At 41.6% G+C, this 17,736-nt stretch carries 13 protein-coding genes; all 13 read left to right on the top strand.

Annotation, left to right across the window (positions count from 1 at the left end; all coding sequences use genetic code 11):
• Positions 1 to 41 precede the first annotated feature (41 nt).
• The 13 genes from pgsA (at position 42) to mutL (ending at position 17,693) form a co-directional block, all read left to right on the top strand.
• Complete coding sequence (gene pgsA, locus HNR53_RS03955) at positions 42 to 620, top strand: CDP-diacylglycerol--glycerol-3-phosphate 3-phosphatidyltransferase (RefSeq protein WP_184523058.1); 579 nt, start codon at positions 42 to 44, stop codon at positions 618 to 620.
• 84 nt (positions 621 to 704) lie between these two features.
• Entirely contained in the window at positions 705 to 1,940 is a 1,236-nt protein-coding gene (locus tag HNR53_RS03950; protein WP_184523056.1) for a competence/damage-inducible protein A, read from the top strand.
• Positions 1,941 to 2,238: 298 nt separating this feature from the next.
• Complete coding sequence (gene recA, locus HNR53_RS03945; protein WP_184523054.1) at positions 2,239 to 3,297, top strand: recombinase RecA; 1,059 nt, start codon at positions 2,239 to 2,241, stop codon at positions 3,295 to 3,297.
• A gap of 358 nt (positions 3,298 to 3,655) precedes the next feature.
• On the top strand, positions 3,656 to 5,218 hold the full coding sequence (rny, locus tag HNR53_RS03940) for a ribonuclease Y (protein ID WP_184523692.1): 1,563 nt from the start codon (positions 3,656 to 3,658) through the stop codon (positions 5,216 to 5,218).
• A gap of 72 nt (positions 5,219 to 5,290) precedes the next feature.
• Entirely contained in the window at positions 5,291 to 6,088 is a 798-nt protein-coding gene (locus HNR53_RS03935; RefSeq protein ID WP_184523052.1) for a TIGR00282 family metallophosphoesterase, read from the top strand.
• A 216-nt stretch (positions 6,089 to 6,304) separates the two neighbouring features.
• Positions 6,305 to 6,565 (top strand): stage V sporulation protein SpoVS, encoded by a 261-nt coding sequence (gene spoVS, locus HNR53_RS03930; protein ID WP_184523050.1) that lies wholly within the window; start codon positions 6,305 to 6,307, stop codon positions 6,563 to 6,565.
• 454 nt (positions 6,566 to 7,019) lie between these two features.
• Positions 7,020 to 8,750 (top strand): 2-oxoacid:acceptor oxidoreductase subunit alpha, encoded by a 1,731-nt coding sequence (locus tag HNR53_RS03925; RefSeq protein WP_184523048.1) that lies wholly within the window; start codon positions 7,020 to 7,022, stop codon positions 8,748 to 8,750.
• Positions 8,751 to 8,753: 3 nt separating this feature from the next.
• Entirely contained in the window at positions 8,754 to 9,620 is an 867-nt protein-coding gene (locus HNR53_RS03920) for a 2-oxoacid:ferredoxin oxidoreductase subunit beta (RefSeq protein ID WP_184523046.1), read from the top strand.
• 296 nt (positions 9,621 to 9,916) lie between these two features.
• Complete coding sequence (miaB, locus tag HNR53_RS03915; protein WP_184523044.1) at positions 9,917 to 11,542, top strand: tRNA (N6-isopentenyl adenosine(37)-C2)-methylthiotransferase MiaB; 1,626 nt, start codon at positions 9,917 to 9,919, stop codon at positions 11,540 to 11,542.
• Positions 11,543 to 11,971 carry a YlbF/YmcA family competence regulator gene (locus HNR53_RS03910; RefSeq protein ID WP_184523042.1) on the top strand — a complete coding sequence of 143 codons (429 nt, stop codon included), beginning with the start codon at positions 11,543 to 11,545 and terminating at the stop codon, positions 11,969 to 11,971.
• 312 nt (positions 11,972 to 12,283) lie between these two features.
• Positions 12,284 to 12,829: an outer spore coat protein CotE gene (locus tag HNR53_RS03905; RefSeq protein ID WP_184523689.1), complete on the top strand. Its 546-nt coding sequence runs from the start codon at positions 12,284 to 12,286 to the stop codon at positions 12,827 to 12,829.
• Between the two features lie 156 nt (positions 12,830 to 12,985).
• The gene (gene mutS / locus HNR53_RS03900; RefSeq protein WP_184523040.1) at positions 12,986 to 15,673 is read left to right on the top strand and encodes a DNA mismatch repair protein MutS; all 2,688 of its coding nucleotides are present in this window, start codon (positions 12,986 to 12,988) and stop codon (positions 15,671 to 15,673) included.
• Positions 15,674 to 15,698: 25 nt separating this feature from the next.
• A complete protein-coding gene (mutL, locus tag HNR53_RS03895) occupies positions 15,699 to 17,693 on the top strand; it encodes a DNA mismatch repair endonuclease MutL (RefSeq protein ID WP_184523038.1) in 1,995 nt (664 codons plus the stop codon).
• Positions 17,694 to 17,736 lie beyond the last annotated feature (43 nt).

Here is a 17,736-nt window from a genome sequence, read left to right as displayed (position 1 = left end):
TAATAAAATGAAAAGTTCCATAATTATTGGGGGTAAATACCATGAATGTACCGAATAAGATCACGATATCACGTATTCTTATGATTCCTATTTTTTTGATTATAATGGTCGTTCCATTTGATTGGGGAAATGTGACGATTTTAGGAGCTGATATGCCAGTTACCCATTTAGTAGGGGCACTTATTTTTATTATTGCTTCCTGCACCGACTGGGTGGACGGATATTATGCAAGAAAATATAATCTTGTGACCAATCTTGGAAAATTTCTTGATCCGCTTGCAGACAAGCTGTTAGTCTCTGCCGCATTGATTGTTCTGGTAGAATTAGGAATGGCCCCATCATGGATTGTCATTATCATTATCAGCCGTGAGTTTGCCGTTACCGGGCTTCGCCTTGTATTAGCCGGTCAAGGGGAAGTAGTGGCAGCAAATATGCTGGGGAAAATAAAAACATGGACACAAATCATCGCTATTTCGGCCCTGTTATTACATAATATTTTATTTGAAATGATGTCCATTCCTTTTGCTGACCTGGCTTTATGGGTGGCCCTGTTCTTTACCGTTTGGTCTGGCTTGGACTACTTTATCAAAAATAAAGAACCATTTATTCATTCAAAATAAGACTTCGCAAATGCTGATGAACCATTAAGGGGAATATAATGGTGATGGGAAAAAAGCTATATGGAAGACGAAAGGGGTATGTGAATGAAAGCGGAAATCATTGCAGTGGGTTCAGAATTACTTTTGGGACAAATTGTTAATACTAATGCCCGATTTTTATCAAGCCACCTGGCGGATATGGGCATCAATATGTACTTCCATACGGTTGTCGGCGATAATGCAGCGAGACTCCTTTCTGCCATCGAAATAGCCGAAACCCGCTCCAATTTAATTATCTTTACAGGGGGACTCGGGCCAACAAAAGATGATTTAACAAAAGAAACAGTTGCAGAGCATGTCAACAAAAAACTAGTTTTAGATCAGGATGCACTCAACTACATTATGGAGTATTTCAACAGGAGCGGGCGTACGGCGACTGAAAATAATCGGAAACAGGCATTAGTCATGGAAGGCGCAACGGTCTTGAAAAACGACCACGGGATGGCACCTGGAATGATCTTTACATCAGGAGAACGTACATATATGCTTTTACCGGGACCTCCGAAAGAAATGGAACCCATGTTCACCGCCTATGCCAAGCCTTTGTTAATGGAAAAACTCCAATTACAGGACCGGATCATCTCGAAAGTATTAAGATTTTTTGGAATCGGTGAATCACAGCTGGAAACAGAAATCGACGATTTAATTGATGCGCAAACGAATCCGACCATAGCACCGCTGGCATCTGACGGAGAAGTCACGTTAAGAATTACAGCCAAGCATCAGTCCTCTGAAACAGCCATTAGGATGATTGAAGAAACTGAAAAGAAAATCCTTGAGCGCGCTGGTGAATATTTATATGGTTACGATGATACTTCGCTTATGGAAGAACTAGCGAAATTATTAAAAGAAAAACAATTAACTATTGCCGCGGCAGAGAGCCTGACAGGAGGAATGTTTCAAAAGGAATTAACCGCCGTTCCTGGTGCAAGCTCGCTGTTAATAGGCGGAGTGGTTTGCTATTCCCCACAGGTTAAGCGCGAAATTCTCCATGTCAGCCAGGAGACGATTGATACAGATGGAGTAGTCAGTGCCGCATGTGCACAGCAGCTGGCTGAAAATGTTTCTAAATTAATGAAAACGGATATTGGCATCAGCTTTACCGGTGTAGCCGGACCAGAGGATTTAGAAGGCCACCCCGCAGGAACAGTCTATGTCGGAATCGCTATAAAAGGAGAGCCGGCAAAAGTAGAATTGTTAAACCTCGCCGGAAACAGAACGGCTATCCGCAAACGAACAGTAAAATATGGCTGCTACTATCTATTAAAATATCTGAAATAATAATTGAAACAGATCCCTCGTTCAGTAAAAGTGAACGGGGGTTTTTGGCAAAAATGACAATATTATTAGAAAATAAGCGAATCGTTAAAATTCAGGACATCAAAGTGATAGAAAATGAACATTTCATCTTAGAAATCTTGATTTTATGCGCCTTTTTCGTGTGTGAAAAATAACGAATGAACGTTCGATTTTTTGATAGACAAATGAAGAAAAAAAGGATATAGTTAATTTAGATATTGTTACAACTAACCGGTAATTATGATACAATTGCGGTTCATGATAAAGGAGGATTTATATAGTGAATGATCGTCAGGCAGCCCTTGAACAGGCTTTAAAACAAATAGAAAAGCAATTTGGTAAAGGTTCCATTATGAAGCTTGGTGAGCAGACCGATCGTAGAATTTCAACCAGTCCAAGCGGATCTCTGGCACTCGATATTGCTCTTGGAGTTGGTGGATACCCAAAAGGCCGTGTGATCGAAATATATGGTCCTGAAAGTTCTGGTAAAACAACTGTAGCGCTGCATGCCATCGCTGAAGTGCAAGCGCAGGGAGGCCAGGCAGCGTTTATCGATGCCGAACATGCACTCGATCCGGTTTATGCGCAAAAGCTTGGAGTAAATATTGATGAGCTCTTGCTTTCGCAGCCGGATACCGGTGAGCAGGCTCTGGAAATTGTGGAGGCTCTTGTTCGAAGCGGCGCCATTGATATTATCGTTATTGACTCAGTTGCAGCGCTTGTACCAAAGGCAGAAATTGAAGGGGAAATGGGAGACTCCCATATGGGTCTGCAGGCTCGTTTGATGTCGCAGGCATTGCGTAAGCTTTCAGGAGTCATTAATAAGTCTAATACCATTGCGATCTTCATTAACCAGGTTCGGGAAAAAATCGGTGTTATGTTTGGAAATCCAGAAACAACCACTGGGGGCCGTGCGCTAAAATTCTACGCGTCTGTACGTCTTGAGGTCCGCCGTGCCGAAGCGATTAAGCAGGGAAATGAACTGGTAGGAAACAGAACAAAAATAAAAGTGGTTAAGAACAAAGTGGCGCCGCCTTTCCGAACTGCGGAACTTGATATTATGTATGGGGAAGGAATTTCCAAAGAGGGCGAAATTATCGATATGGGCTCAGAACTGGATATTGTGCAAAAAAGCGGTTCGTGGTACTCCTATAATAATGAGCGTGTTGGACAAGGCAGAGAAAATGCGAAGTTATTCTTGAAAGAAAACCCTGCAATCTGTCAGGAAATCCAGCAAAAGATTCGTGATCATTATGCTCTTGATGTTGATGTTAACATGGCGTCTGCTTCAAACGGCAAAGAAGCGGACCTGCAAGATGAATTTGATTTAATAGACTAATCGACTAATAGGCTGGCGGAGCTGCCGCGATTAATATTTAGTATCTATTTGCAGAAATTAGGATGAGTATAGAAAGCGGAGACTGACATCATCTGGGTCAGTCTCTTTTTTTACCTGCAGAAAATGTGGTGAAAGAAATGTCAGACCACTGTGCGGAGGAATTTGCGTATAATTTCCAAAAGCCTGTAGGACAAACTTGACATTGAAAATGCACAGCTTTACAATTAAATTGTATATTTTACATTTCTATGAGTTTTAAAAAGCCATTTGAGCTGTATATTGAATTTAACAATGTACAAGTTGACACTTTAGAAACGTAACAAAAAAAAACAAGTTCATAGCAGAAGGAGGTGAAATGATGGACCTTATGACAGCAATCATCTCCATTTTGCTTGGCCTTATCGTCGGTGTAGTTGTTGGCTATTTTTATCGTAAATCCATTGCTGAAGCAAAAATAGCAGGCGCGCAACATGCTGCGGAGCAAATCATAGAAGATGCTAAACGTGACGCAGAAACGTTGAAGAAAGAAGCCCTGCTTGAGGCAAAGGATGAAATTCATAAGCTTCGTAACGAAGCAGAACGAGAAATTCGTGATCGAAGGAATGAACTGCAAAAACAAGAAAATCGTTTGCTGCAAAAAGAGGAAAATCTTGACCGAAAAGATGAAACGTTAGATAAACGTGAAGCCCTTTTAGAGAAAAGAGATGATTCTCTTAATAAAAGACAACAGCATATTGAAGAGATGGAAAGCAAAGTGGACGAGATCGTGCGAACACAGCAAGCAGAACTGGAACGCATCTCGGGCTTAACTCGTGATGAGGCAAGGGCCATCATTTTAGAGCGCGTGGAACATGAATTGAACCACGATATCGCCGTAATGATAAAAGAAAGCGAGATAAGAGCTAAAGAGGAGTCTGACAAGAAGGCAAAATCAATCTTGTCACTAGCTATCCAACGATGTGCAGCTGATCATGTTTCTGAAACAACCGTATCAGTTGTAAACCTTCCAAATGATGAGATGAAAGGACGGATTATTGGCCGTGAAGGACGTAATATCCGTACATTAGAGACCCTTACCGGTATCGATCTCATTATTGATGATACCCCAGAAGCCGTTATTCTTTCTGGTTTTGATCCAATCAGACGGGAGACTGCACGCCTGGCATTAGAAAAACTTGTTCAAGATGGCAGGATCCATCCTGCACGTATTGAAGAAATGGTAGATAAAGCGAGACGTGAAGTAGATGAACATATTCGCGAAATCGGTGAACAAACTACCTTTGAAGTAGGAGTACATGGTTTGCATCCTGATCTGATTAAAATTTTGGGACGCTTAAAATTCCGTACCAGCTACGGGCAGAATGTACTTAAGCACTCAATAGAAGTGGCACAGCTGACAGGATTACTTGCCGCAGAGCTTGGGGAAGATGAGGCATTAGCCCGCAGAGCCGGATTACTTCATGACATTGGTAAAGCAATTGACCATGAAGTGGAAGGCAGCCACGTTGAAATCGGGGTTGAGCTGGCTACAAAATATAAAGAACACCCTGTGGTTATTAATAGCATCGCTTCTCACCATGGAGATACAGAACCAACTTCTATTATTGCTGTACTCGTGGCAGCGGCAGATGCATTATCTGCAGCGCGGCCTGGAGCAAGAAGAGAAACGCTTGAAAATTACATTCGCCGTCTTGAAAAGCTGGAAGAAATATCCGAATCCTATGATGGAGTAGATAAATCATTCGCTATTCAAGCAGGACGCGAGGTCCGTATTTTAGTAAAACCAGAACAGATTGATGATCTGGAGGCACATCGGCTTGCTCGTGATATACGTAAAAAGATTGAAGATGAACTGGATTATCCAGGTCATATCAAAGTTACGGTTATCCGTGAGACAAGAGCGGTTGAATATGCAAAATAAAGCGGTGTATCTACACCGCTTTATTTTTATGGATTAAAGCATTCAGAAACAGAAACAGGAAGGGAAGCATTCATGAATATATTATTTATAGGTGACGTTGTTAGTTCAATGGGAAGGGATATGGTAAAGGAATACCTACCCAAAATGAAAGAAAGATACCGTCCGCATGTTACGATTATTAATGGGGAAAATGCGGCAGGCGGAAGGGGGATTACGGAAAAAATATACCGTGGCTTTCTCGAAGCGGGTGCACAAGTCGTAACATTAGGGAATCATACATGGGACAATCGTGAAATCTTCGAGTTTATTGACGAAGCAAAATACCTCGTCAGACCGGCTAATTTCCCTGATAATAATCCTGGAAAAGGGATCGTCTACTTAAAAATGAATCAAGATGAAATTGCTGTCATCAGCCTTCAAGGGAGAACATTTCTGCCTCCAAACGCGTGTCCTTTCCAAAAGGCAGATGAACTGATTTCAGAGGCCCGTGAACGTACTTCAATCATCTTCGTGGACTTTCATGCTGAAGCTACAAGTGAAAAGCAGGCAATGGGATGGTATTTGGATGGTCGTGTATCAGCCGTTATTGGAACCCATACACATGTACAGACGGGCGATAACCGGATTCTGCCACAAGGGACTGCATATATGTCTGATGTGGGCATGACAGGACCCTATGACGGGATATTAGGGATGGATAGGGAGATAGTTCTTAGAAGATTCCTTACCGGCATGCCGGCGAGATTTGAGACACCTAAAACAGGTCGTGCCCAGTTGAGTGCGGTTTCGATTGAGATTGATAAAAAAACAGGCTTAGCAAAGAAAATTGAACCGATCCTGATAAATGAGGATCATCCATTTTATTCATAATAAAAAAAATAAATATTTACAGAGTATGTTATTTGATTCACAAATGGTATATATAATAGAAGGAAAATAGGATAATGCTTTTGCTGGAGCCATTTCTTTTTTGTCCAAGCAGACATATACAGGAGATTTCCCGAATATAGTATCAATGGAATGATATATCCTGAATTGTTCATTCTACAAACACATAGATGGGGATCAAATAAGGGGGAGCTAGGAATGGAAATATTAAAGGTTTCAGCAAAGTCTAATCCTAATTCTGTAGCTGGTGCTCTTGCTGGGGTTCTGCGAGAAAGAGGCGGTGCAGAAATTCAGGCAATTGGTGCAGGTGCATTAAACCAAGCGGTTAAAGCGGTAGCCATTGCAAGAGGATTCGTTGCGCCTAGCGGAGTGGATTTAATTTGTATCCCAGCCTTCACTGATATTCAAATTGATGGTGAAGAGAGAACAGCGATCAAATTAATTATTGAACCCAGATAAACAAAAAGCCCAAAGAAAAAAGTATAACCTGTTTGCCATAGGCAGACAGGTTTTCTTCATGTTGTGCTCAATAAACTTGCCCATCTAAAAAAAGTAAATGACCCTAAGAGGAAGTTTGAAAAGAGGACAAATTATAAAATAAAGACAGTGCAGAATGAATGTAATCGTTTTCTTGCTATATAAAAACAATATATCGATAGAAATCAATAGGAACACCGTAGTATTTTTTCGTAAATAAAAAATATTCATATTTTAGCCATAAATTTGTCGGAAAGGGTTGCAATTTTGTTGAATCAGGTCTAGAATTGAAAACGTTTAGAAGTATTCAATTCAAAACCATCAAAAAATATTGAAAATACTAAGCATATTTTTAGTGGTTGGATAGGAAGAATGTTATACTAAACAGAGGTTACATACAGAAATTATTCTTTAAGTAATTAAAGGGGTGTAAATCATGATCAATCAGCTTTCATGGAAAGTTGGAGGACAGCAGGGAGAAGGAATTGAAAGTACGGGGGAAATTTTCTCAATTGCACTAAACCGATTAGGTTATTATTTATATGGATATCGTCACTTTTCTTCTCGGATTAAAGGCGGTCATACAAACAATAAAATACGTGTTAGTACGACTCAAATTAGATCAATCGCAGATGATCTTGATATATTAGTAGCTTTTGATCAAGAGACAATCGATGTCAATTACAAAGAGCTGCACGAGAATGGAATTATCATTGCTGATTCCAAGATTAATCCGAAGAAACCGGAAGACACAAAAGCATCCATGTATGCGGTTCCATTTACAGAAATTGCTACTGATTTAGGAACTTCATTAATGAAGAACATGGTGGCTGTAGGTGCATCTTGCGCGATACTGAACCTTGATATCAATGTATTCAAAGATGTTGTTCATGAAATTTTCGGTAAAAAGGGTCAGCAAGTGGTTGACAAAAATATGGAGGCCATTAAAGCTGGTTATGATTATTTAAACCAGCAATTAACGGATAAAACTCAATTAATGGAGTTAGAAAAAGCTGACGGTCAAAAACGCTTGTTTATGATCGGTAATGATGCAATCGCTTTAGGTGCCATTGCAGGAGGGTGCCGTTTCATGGCAGCTTATCCAATTACACCAGCTTCAGAAATAATGGAATATTTAATTAAACAACTTCCTCCACTAGGCGGAGCTGTTATCCAAACAGAAGATGAAATTGCGGCGGCAACAATGGCTATCGGTGCAAACTATGGTGGTGTTCGTACAATAACAGCATCTGCAGGTCCTGGTCTTTCTCTTAAAATGGAAGCAATCGGTTTATCCGGTATGACTGAAACACCTCTTGTTATTGTAGATACACAACGCGGAGGTCCATCAACTGGTCTTCCAACAAAACAAGAGCAATCTGATTTAATGGCCATGATTTATGGAACACACGGTGAAATTCCAAAAATTGTTATGGCTCCAAGCACAGTACAAGAAGCATTCTATGATGCAGCAGAAGCCTTTAACCTGGCAGAGGAATATCAATGTCCTGTTATTATTTTAACAGATTTACAATTATCACTTGGTAAACAAACAGTTGATCCGCTTGATTACAGTAAAGTAGAAATCCGCCGCGGTAAACTAGTTCAAGAGGAACTTCCGGAAACGAACGGATATTTCAAACGTTATGAAGTAACAGAAGATGGGGTGTCTCCACGCGTGATTCCTGGTCAAAAACATGGTGTACACCATGTTACCGGGGTTGAACACGACGAAACAGGGAAACCTTCTGAAGCACCAGCAAACCGTAATGCACAAATGGATAAACGTTTTAGAAAGCTTGAAAATATTAAATTTGATACTCCTGTATATAAAAATGCACCGCATGAAGAAGCTGATCTATTAATTATTGGTTTCAACTCAACAAGAGGTGCTATTGAAGAAGCTGTTACACGTCTAGAAAAAGATGGCTTGAAAGTAAACCATGCTCATATTCGTTTAATTCATCCGTTCCCAACAGATGAACTGCTTCCTTTAGTCAATTCAGCGAAGAAGATTGCTGTCATTGAAAATAATGCAACAGGTCAATTAGCGAATATTATTAGAATGAACGTTGGAAATATCGGTAAAATCAACAAAGTGTTAAAGTACAACGGAAATCCGTTTTTACCGCATGAAGTTTACACAAAATGCAAGGAGTTGTTATAATCAATGGCAACATTTAAAGACTTTCGAAATAATGTAAAACCAAACTGGTGTCCTGGATGCGGAGATTTCTCCGTACAAGCTGCTATTCAGCGTGCTGCTGCTAACGTGGGTTTAGAGCCGGAAAATCTTGCAGTTATTTCAGGTATTGGATGTTCAGGTCGTATTTCCGGATATATTAACTCATATGGTGTGCACAGCATCCATGGTCGTTCCCTTCCAATCGCTCAAGGTTTAAAAATGGCAAACCGTGATTTAACGGTTATTGCTGCCGGCGGAGACGGAGACGGATTTGCCATCGGGATGAGCCACACAGTTCATGCTATCAGACGTAATATTGATATCACCTATATCGTTATGGATAATCAAATCTACGGATTAACAAAAGGGCAGACATCACCTCGCTCTGCTCAAGGATTTAAAACGAAATCAACTCCTTATGGTTCTGTTGAACAGGCAGTTTCACCAATGGAATTAGCATTATCAGCTGGTGCCACTTTTATTGCCCAAGGATTTTCAACAGACTTAAAAGAGCTGACTTCACTTATTGAAGCAGGGATTAATCATAAAGGTTTTTCATTCATTAATGTATTCAGCCCATGTGTTACTTACAATAAGGTAAACACATATGACTGGTTTAAAGAAAACTTGACACATTTAAGTACGATTGAAAACTATGATCCTTCGAACCGTGAAGCTGCTATGCAAACAATTATGGAGCATAATGGTCTCATAACAGGTTTAATTTATCAAAATAAAGAGCGCCCTTCTTATCAACAATTAATTAAAGGTTACTCTGAAGCTCCGTTAACAGAAGCGGATTTAACTCTTGACGTAGAGCACTTCAATAAACTTGTTGCAGAGTTTAAATAATTATAGTTTGATATGAATTTTTGAATAAAAAAGACCGGTGATGAAATTCACCGGTCTTTTTGTATGAGACGACGTGCTAGAAAGAAACGGAAGGCTCAAGATTGACATGCTATTTTGCCCAGGTAAAAGAATGAAAAACAGCTTATTTTTAGTAATGTGAAGGAGTGCACTGAGAATTATCTAGTAAATAGGATAAGATATTGTTTGTTTCTTTGGTTTAGTTTAAAATGGTAAGTTGTATGTCAACAATGAGAGATAGGACGTTCGTTCTACAAGAATAAAGAGAGGGGATTGACATGAACGAAAAGCAGCGTAAAGATCAAACGGAACAAATTAATTCGATTTCGCCAACGGACAAAAAATCCGCTTCTGTCGAAAAAGATTACAGCAAATACTTTGATTTCACCGGCGCTAAGGTGCTTAAGCAGGAAGAAGGGAAAACGACTTACAGGATTTCTGGAAGGGACGTAACGATAAATGAAGCGCCTGATCTAAAAGAAGGGAAAAGACGCGGTAAAGAGCAGGTCAATATTCTAACCGATTTTAAAATTCCCGCAGAATTACAGGGGATGGGAGAAGGCAAGAAATTTAAAATACTAACATACGGCTGCCAAATGAATGAACATGACACAGAAGTTATGTCAGGGATTTTCCTTGCTCTTGGTTATGAGGATGCTGATACTGTTGAAAATGCTGATGTTATTCTCTTGAATACTTGTGCAATCCGCGAAAATGCCGAGAATAAAGTATTCGGTGAAATTGGACACTTGAAGTCGTTAAAGGTAGAAAAACCGGATTTATTATTGGGCGTCTGCGGCTGTATGTCCCAGGAAGAATCAGTGGTCAATAAAATTTTAAAAACTTATCACCATGTTGATATGATTTTTGGTACCCATAATATTCACCGCCTGCCGCAAATTTTACACGAAGCCTATATGTCCAAAGAAATGGTCGTAGAGGTTTGGACAAAAGAAGGAGATGTCATTGAGAATCTTCCTAAGGTGAGACGCGGAAATATTAAAGCATGGGTCAATATCATGTATGGCTGTGATAAATTCTGTACGTACTGTATCGTTCCATATACACGCGGTAAAGAAAGAAGCCGCCGTCCGGAGGATATCATTCAGGAGGTACGTCAGCTGGCTGCTCAAGGGTATCAGGAAATCACGCTGCTAGGGCAGAATGTCAACGCATACGGTAAGGATTTCGCTGAGATGAAATACGGATTGGGTGACCTGATGGATGAAATTCGCAGCATTGGGATCCCGAGAATCCGGTTTACAACCAGCCATCCGCGTGATTTTGATGACCATTTAATTGAGGTGCTGGCTAAAGGCGGAAACCTGATGGAGCATATTCATTTACCGGTTCAATCCGGTTCAACGGATGTATTAAAAATTATGGCACGTAAATATACAAGGGAAGAATATCTTGAACTAGTCCGCAAAATTAAAGCGGCGATCCCAAATGTCGCTTTAACAACGGATATCATTGTTGGTTATCCGAATGAAACGGAAGAACAGTTTGAAGAAACTCTTTCACTATACCGTGAAGTAGGCTATGAGGCGGCATATACCTTTATTTACTCCCCAAGAGAAGGAACACCTGCTGCGAACATGCAGGATAATGTACCGCTGGCAGTGAAAAAAGAACGACTTCAGCGTTTAAATGCAGTTGTTAATGAATTATCTGCAGAAGCGTTGAAGAAATATAAAGGCCAAGTAGTAGAAGTATTAGTTGAAGGGGAAAGTAAAAATAATCCTGACATCTTAGCTGGTTATACAAGAAGAAGCAAGCTGGTTAATTTTTCCGGTCCAAAAACGGCGATTGGAAAAATCGTCAAAGTTAAAATAACAGACACCAAAACATGGTCATTAAATGGTACAATGGTAGAAGAATTAGATATGGTTGAGGTGGACTAAATGGGGAATTATACAAAGGACGATATTATCGCGAAAGCAAGAGAATTGGCTAAAATGATTGCTGAAACGGATGAGGTCGATTTCTTCAAGCGAGCTGAAGCTGCCATCCATGAGAATGAGAAAGTTCGAGTGAATATCAAGACGATAAAGGGGCTGCAAAAGCAAGCTGTTAATTTGCAGCATTATGGCAAAGAAGAAGCTTTAAAGAAAACAGAAGAAAAAATCAGCCAGCTGGAACAGGAACTGGATGCCATTCCTGTTGTAAACGAATTTAAACAGTCGCAGGGGGATGTAAACGATCTCCTCCAGCTTGTTGCAACTACAATCTCCAATGCCGTTACCAATGAAATTTTAGAAACTACAGGAGGCAATCTGCTAAGCGGAGAAACCGGAGCAGAACTCGCCAACAAATCCTGTCACCATCATTAATAATAAGGACGGGGCTGGCTCTTTTTAGAGTTTGCCCCGTCTTTTTCCATTTTATCAATGTTTCTGCTTGAAGGAAAGATTCTCTGTTCCCAGCAAGATTTATGATGATGAAAAATTAGCATTCTCCTTTTTTCAGTTATATCAGGACTATTCCTGCAATGGCTTTTAACTGTGCGTAACTTTCGCCATTACCCTGCATACAATGAAATATGCCTATAGTTATTGACGTGACATTCAGCGAAAAATAATCGCACACTAGTCTTATATCACGCATAGGATGAATGGAAAATGAATGAGGAGGTTTCGCTCGCAATGGGAGAGTATAGAGAGATTTTTGCGAAAGCAGTCGTAGCGAAAGGACGTAAATTTACGCAGTCTAATCACACCATTTGCCCGCCTAACGACCCGGCTTGTATCCTTGGCTGCTGGATTATAAACCATACGTATGAGGCGAAAAAGGTTGGGAAAACGGTAGAAATTGATGGGTATTATGATATCAATACTTGGTATGCTTACGACAATAATACAAGAACAGAGGTAGTAACAGAACGTGTTGAGTATCGGGATATTATTAAATTAAAATACCGTGATCGGGACAGCGTTGAAGATCAGGACGTCATTGCTCGCGTCATGCAACAGCCAAATTGTGTAGAAGCTGTGATTTCTCCAAGCGGTAATCGCATTACGGTGCACGTTGAAAGAGAATTTTTAGTTGAAGTCATTGGTGAAACCAAAATTTGCGTAGCTGTACATCCGGATAAATGTGAGTGTAAGGATGATGACTGGGGAATGGAAGTTTCTGACGAAGATTTTGAGGAACTAGATCCGGATTTCTTACAAGAAAGTAAAGATCGTTAACAGTAAGCTAGGAAGGGATTCTTCCTAGTATTTTTTTGCGCAGAATTTTCCCGATAAAAAAATGAAATAAAATCTGTTTGCAAATCATCCCATTAAGATTCATCTCACGGTGTGATATAATAAACAGGAAAATTAGATTTGCTTTTGGAGGTAACAATGGTCGTTTATACGCCGATGATTCAGCAATATTTACAGGTAAAGGCAGACTATCAAGATGCCTTTTTATTTTTTAGACTTGGAGACTTCTACGAAATGTTTTTCGACGATGCCATTAAAGCATCTCAGGAGTTAGAAATCACCTTAACAGGCCGGGAAGGCGGCGGGGATGAACGCATCCCCATGTGCGGAGTTCCATACCATTCTGCCAGCCAATACATTGAGCAGCTGGTTGCCCGTGGCTACAAAGTGGCGATATGCGAGCAGACAGAGGATCCGAAGCATGCTAAAGGAGTCGTCCGCCGTGAAGTGGTACAACTGATTACTCCGGGAACGATGATGGCGGTCAAAGGTCTGGAAGAGAAACAGAACAACTATATTGCCACGATGACTGATTTTGCCGATGGTACAGTAGGATTTGCCTATAATGATCTGTCTACCGGCGAAAATAAAGTAACGCTTTTAAGCTGGAATTTTGATGAAGTTATGAATGAACTTTCTGTGTCAGGGGCAAAGGAAGTGGTGATTTCCTCTGACTTTGATAGCGAATGGCAGCGTCAGATTCGCGAGCGCATGTTTATAACATTCTCTTTTGAAGAGGATGCCACGATTCATGAAGAAAGCCAGTCGCTTTTTGCTGATGTTCATGAGGATAAGCTGCAAAAAACAATGGCACGGCTGCTTAATTATTTATACCGAACGCAAAAGAGAAGTTTAGATCACCTGCAGCCTGTTTCCCTTTATAAAGTCTATCAATATATGAAAATTGACTTTTTTTCGAAACGGAATCTTGAACTGACCGAAACGATTCGCTCGAAAGGAAAAAAAGGCTCTTTGCTATGGCTTTTGGATGAAACAAAGACGGCAATGGGCGGGAGAATGTTAAAGCAGTGGATTGACCGTCCGCTGATTCAAAAAGAGGAAATCGCGCAGCGGCATCAAATGGTGGAAACCCTGATGAGTGCCTATTTTGAACGGCAGGAGCTGCGGGAAAAACTGACCGAGGTCTACGATTTGGAGCGGTTGGCCGGGAGGGTGGCATTTGGTAATGTCAATGCCCGCGATTTAATGCAGTTAAAACGTTCCCTGCAGCAAATTCCTTCTATCCAGGATTTGACTGAAAAGCTGGGAACGGAAAGTACGGTCCGTCTTGCAACACGGCTTGATCCATGTGAGGAAGTAACGGATTTATTAGAGCGGGCGATCGTTGATAATCCGCCGCTTTCCGTCAAGGAAGGAAATATGATTCGCGATGGCTATCATGAGGAACTGGACCGCTTTCGTGATGCGAGCAGAAACGGAAAGACTTGGATTGCTCAACTGGAACGGGAGGAACGGGAAAAAACGGGCATTAAATCATTAAAGGTCGGATATAACCGGGTATTCGGCTACTATATTGAGGTGACACGGGCGAACCTGCAGCATCTTGAAGAGGGAAGGTATGAGAGAAAGCAGACGTTAACGAATGCTGAGCGCTTTATTACACCTGAATTAAAGGAGAAAGAGGCGTTAATTTTACAAGCAGAAGAAAAAAGCGTGGAATTGGAATATGAATTATTTACGGCTGTTCGTGAGCAGATCAAAGAACATATTCCACGGCTGCAGGCATTGGCCAAAACAGTGAGCGAACTGGACGTTCTGCAATGCTTTGCCACTCTCAGCGAGGAACGGCATTATGTAAAGCCGGTTTTTTCAGATGAAAGACAACTCATGATTAAAGACGGACGTCACCCGGTGGTGGAGAAGGTCATGAAAGCAGACCGCTATGTTCCAAATGACTGTGTCATGAATGAAGAACGGGAAATCCTCCTGATTACGGGTCCGAATATGTCAGGAAAAAGCACCTTTATGCGCCAGGTTGCGTTAACGTCGATCTTAGCGCAAATCGGTTGTTTTGTGCCGGCAACGGAGGCGGTGCTGCCGATCTTTGATCAAGTATTTACCCGGATTGGGGCCGCTGATGATTTAATTTCCGGACAAAGTACCTTTATGGTCGAAATGCTGGAGGCAAAGAATGCCATTACCAATGCGACGAAGGACAGTCTCATCCTCTTTGATGAAATCGGGCGCGGGACATCCACCTATGATGGGATGGCCCTGGCACAGTCGATTATCGAATATATTCACCATCGCATCGGGGCGAAAACCTTGTTTTCAACCCATTATCATGAATTAACCGTGCTGGAGGAAGAATTGAATCATCTGAAAAACGTTCATGTCAGTGCCATCGAACAAAGCGGGAAAGTCGTTTTCCTTCATAAAATTAAAGAAGGACCGACAGATAAAAGCTATGGGATTCATGTGGCGCAGCTCGCTGAATTGCCGGATGAAGTCATAACCAGGGCGAATGAAATCTTAATCTCACTAGAGCAGCTCGGGTCTGCCAGTAACAGCGTGGGAACTGCTCCTTCAGCAAGAGAGCACGGCATCAGCGAAACTTATGGATCAGTTGAAGAGATGAAAGGAAACAAGGCCGCTAAAGCGGATGATGCGCAAATCGAGGCAGGTCCGGAAGCCGCAGATGCTCAATTATCCTTTTTTGATGCAGAACCAATTCCAGCGAAGAAAAGCTCTTTAAGCTCAAGAGAAAAGCGGGTGATGGAGAAAATCAAAGAACTGGACATTTTAGACATGACGCCAATGCAGGCGATGAATATTCTTTATGAACTGCATAAGAGGCTAAAATAATATCAATCGTGGAGGTGAGCATTTAATGGGGAAAATTATTCAGCTTGATGATGCTCTATCCAATAAAATAGCAGCGGGTGAAGTCGTAGAACGTCCGGCATCTGTTGTCAAAGAATTGGTTGAAAATGCCATTGATGCAGGAAGTACCATCATCGAGATCGAAATTGAGGAAGCAGGTCTGGTGAAAATCCGCATCAGCGATAATGGAGAAGGGATCGAAGAAAGTGATGTTCCACTGGCTTTCAGCCGCCATGCTACGAGTAAAATCAAAAATGAACATGATCTTTTCCGCATTCGTACACTTGGATTCCGTGGTGAAGCCCTCCCGAGTATCGCTTCCGTATCCAAACTAGAACTAGTCACGTCCACCGGTAGTGATGGGACGCGGCTGATTTTGGAAGGCAACAAAGTGGTCACGCTCGAAAAGTGCGCGGCATCAACGGGGACAGACATTACGATTACGGATCTTTTTTATAACACACCGGCACGTTTGAAATATATGAAGAGTGTTCATACAGAATTAGGCAATATTACCGATGTCACAAACCGTCTGGCCTTGGCCCATCCTGAAGTGTCTCTCCGTTTGATTCATAACGGGAGAAAGCTGCTTCATACCAATGGAAATGGGGACGAGAGGCAGGTGCTTGCCGCGATATACGGGATGAATATCGCCAAGAAAATGATTCCGATTCAGGCAGAATCACTGGATTTTACGATAAAAGGTTATATCGCTTTGCCGGAGATTACCCGGGCATCACGCAATTATATCTCGACCATGATAAACGGTCGTTTTATTAAGAACTATCCGCTTGTCAAAGCCATTCAAGAGGGGTATCATACCTTACTGCCGATTGGCCGCTATCCTATTGTTCTCTTAAATATCAACATGGATCCAATTCTTGTCGATGTCAATGTCCATCCATCCAAGCTGGAGGTACGAATCAGTAAGGAACAGGAACTAAATGCCCTTGTTGCGGACACGATCCGGGCTGCTTTTAAAACGAAGGAATTGATTCCAGCGGGCTTAATTCGGGAAAAGGCGGAAAAACGAAAGTCTGAACAAGCAGCCTTTGACCTCGACCATTTGCCAGTCCAGCCTCCGGTGAAGGAATATCAAGCGCCAGACAGCATGCCGATTTCTAATTTTACGGGAAATACTTTTTCGCACCCCTCTATTTCAATCAGGGAAGAGCAAAGCGCTGAAGCACCAGAGAGAATGAGCCCAGCGGCAGGCTTTTCCATCCAGCAGCATGCCGCAGATGCTGACTCAGGAAATGCCTCTATTAGGTCACAGATAGAAGAGAGCTGGAATAAAGAAGAGCTTGATCCCATTTTTCCAGCGGCAGAAGATGGAGGTGCTGCGGAAGTACCTCTGTCAGAGGGAGAATCTTTCAACGCCCAAGACGAAGGCATCGGCGTTGTTGAAACCACTGGATGCAGGGTGCCGCCGCTTTATCCCATTGGGCAGATGCACGGAACGTATATATTTGCCCAAAATGAACGAGGCTTATATATTATTGACCAGCATGCAGCCCAAGAGCGGATCAAATATGAGTTTTTCAAAGAAAAGGTTGGACGAGTGGAAAAAGAATTGCAGGAGCTGCTCGTTCCGATTACATTGGAATATTCAACGGATGATGCGATTAAAATAGAAGAAAATAGGGTCGAATTAGAGAGTGTCGGAGTGTTTCTTGAGCCATTTGGCATCAACAGCTATATTGTCAAGGCACATCCCCAATGGTTTCCAAAGGGGGAGGAAAAAGAAACAATTGAAGAAATGATTGAACAAGTGCTGGCGATGAAAAGGGTAGATATTAAAAAGCTACGCGAAGAAGCGGCGATTATGATGAGCTGTAAAGGTTCCATTAAAGCGAATCGGCATTTGCGCAATGATGAGATTCAGGCGTTATTAGACGAGCTGCGCAGGACATCTGACCCGTTTACCTGCCCGCATGGCCGTCCGATTATCATCCACACCTCAACCTATGATTTAGAAAAAATGTTCAAACGAATCATGTAAAAAAAAGAAAGCTATTGCAGCGGATATACAATAGCTTTCTTTT

The sequence above is a fragment of the Bacillus benzoevorans genome, from assembly GCF_014207535.1.
Classification (GTDB): domain Bacteria; phylum Bacillota; class Bacilli; order Bacillales; family Cytobacillaceae; genus Bacillus_BD; species Bacillus_BD benzoevorans.
The sequence above is the reverse complement of the archived record's forward strand: the minus strand, read 5'-3'. Positions and strand labels throughout refer to the sequence as shown.

Excerpts from the sequence above, each read along its gene's own strand:
- pgsA (WP_184523058.1), top strand. The coding sequence starts at position 42 with ATGAATGTACCGAATAAGATCACGATATCACGTATTCTTATGATTCCT.
- HNR53_RS03950 (WP_184523056.1), top strand. The coding sequence starts at position 705 with ATGAAAGCGGAAATCATTGCAGTGGGTTCAGAATTACTTTTGGGACAA.
- rny (WP_184523692.1), top strand. The coding sequence starts at position 3,656 with ATGGACCTTATGACAGCAATCATCTCCATTTTGCTTGGCCTTATCGTC.
- HNR53_RS03935 (WP_184523052.1), top strand. The coding sequence starts at position 5,291 with ATGAATATATTATTTATAGGTGACGTTGTTAGTTCAATGGGAAGGGAT.
- spoVS (WP_184523050.1), top strand. The coding sequence starts at position 6,305 with ATGGAAATATTAAAGGTTTCAGCAAAGTCTAATCCTAATTCTGTAGCT.
- HNR53_RS03925 (WP_184523048.1), top strand. The coding sequence starts at position 7,020 with ATGATCAATCAGCTTTCATGGAAAGTTGGAGGACAGCAGGGAGAAGGA.
- HNR53_RS03920 (WP_184523046.1), top strand. The coding sequence starts at position 8,754 with ATGGCAACATTTAAAGACTTTCGAAATAATGTAAAACCAAACTGGTGT.
- miaB (WP_184523044.1), top strand. The coding sequence starts at position 9,917 with ATGAACGAAAAGCAGCGTAAAGATCAAACGGAACAAATTAATTCGATT.
- HNR53_RS03910 (WP_184523042.1), top strand. The coding sequence starts at position 11,543 with ATGGGGAATTATACAAAGGACGATATTATCGCGAAAGCAAGAGAATTG.
- HNR53_RS03905 (WP_184523689.1), top strand. The coding sequence starts at position 12,284 with ATGGGAGAGTATAGAGAGATTTTTGCGAAAGCAGTCGTAGCGAAAGGA.
- mutS (WP_184523040.1), top strand. The coding sequence starts at position 12,986 with ATGGTCGTTTATACGCCGATGATTCAGCAATATTTACAGGTAAAGGCA.
- mutL (WP_184523038.1), top strand. The coding sequence starts at position 15,699 with ATGGGGAAAATTATTCAGCTTGATGATGCTCTATCCAATAAAATAGCA.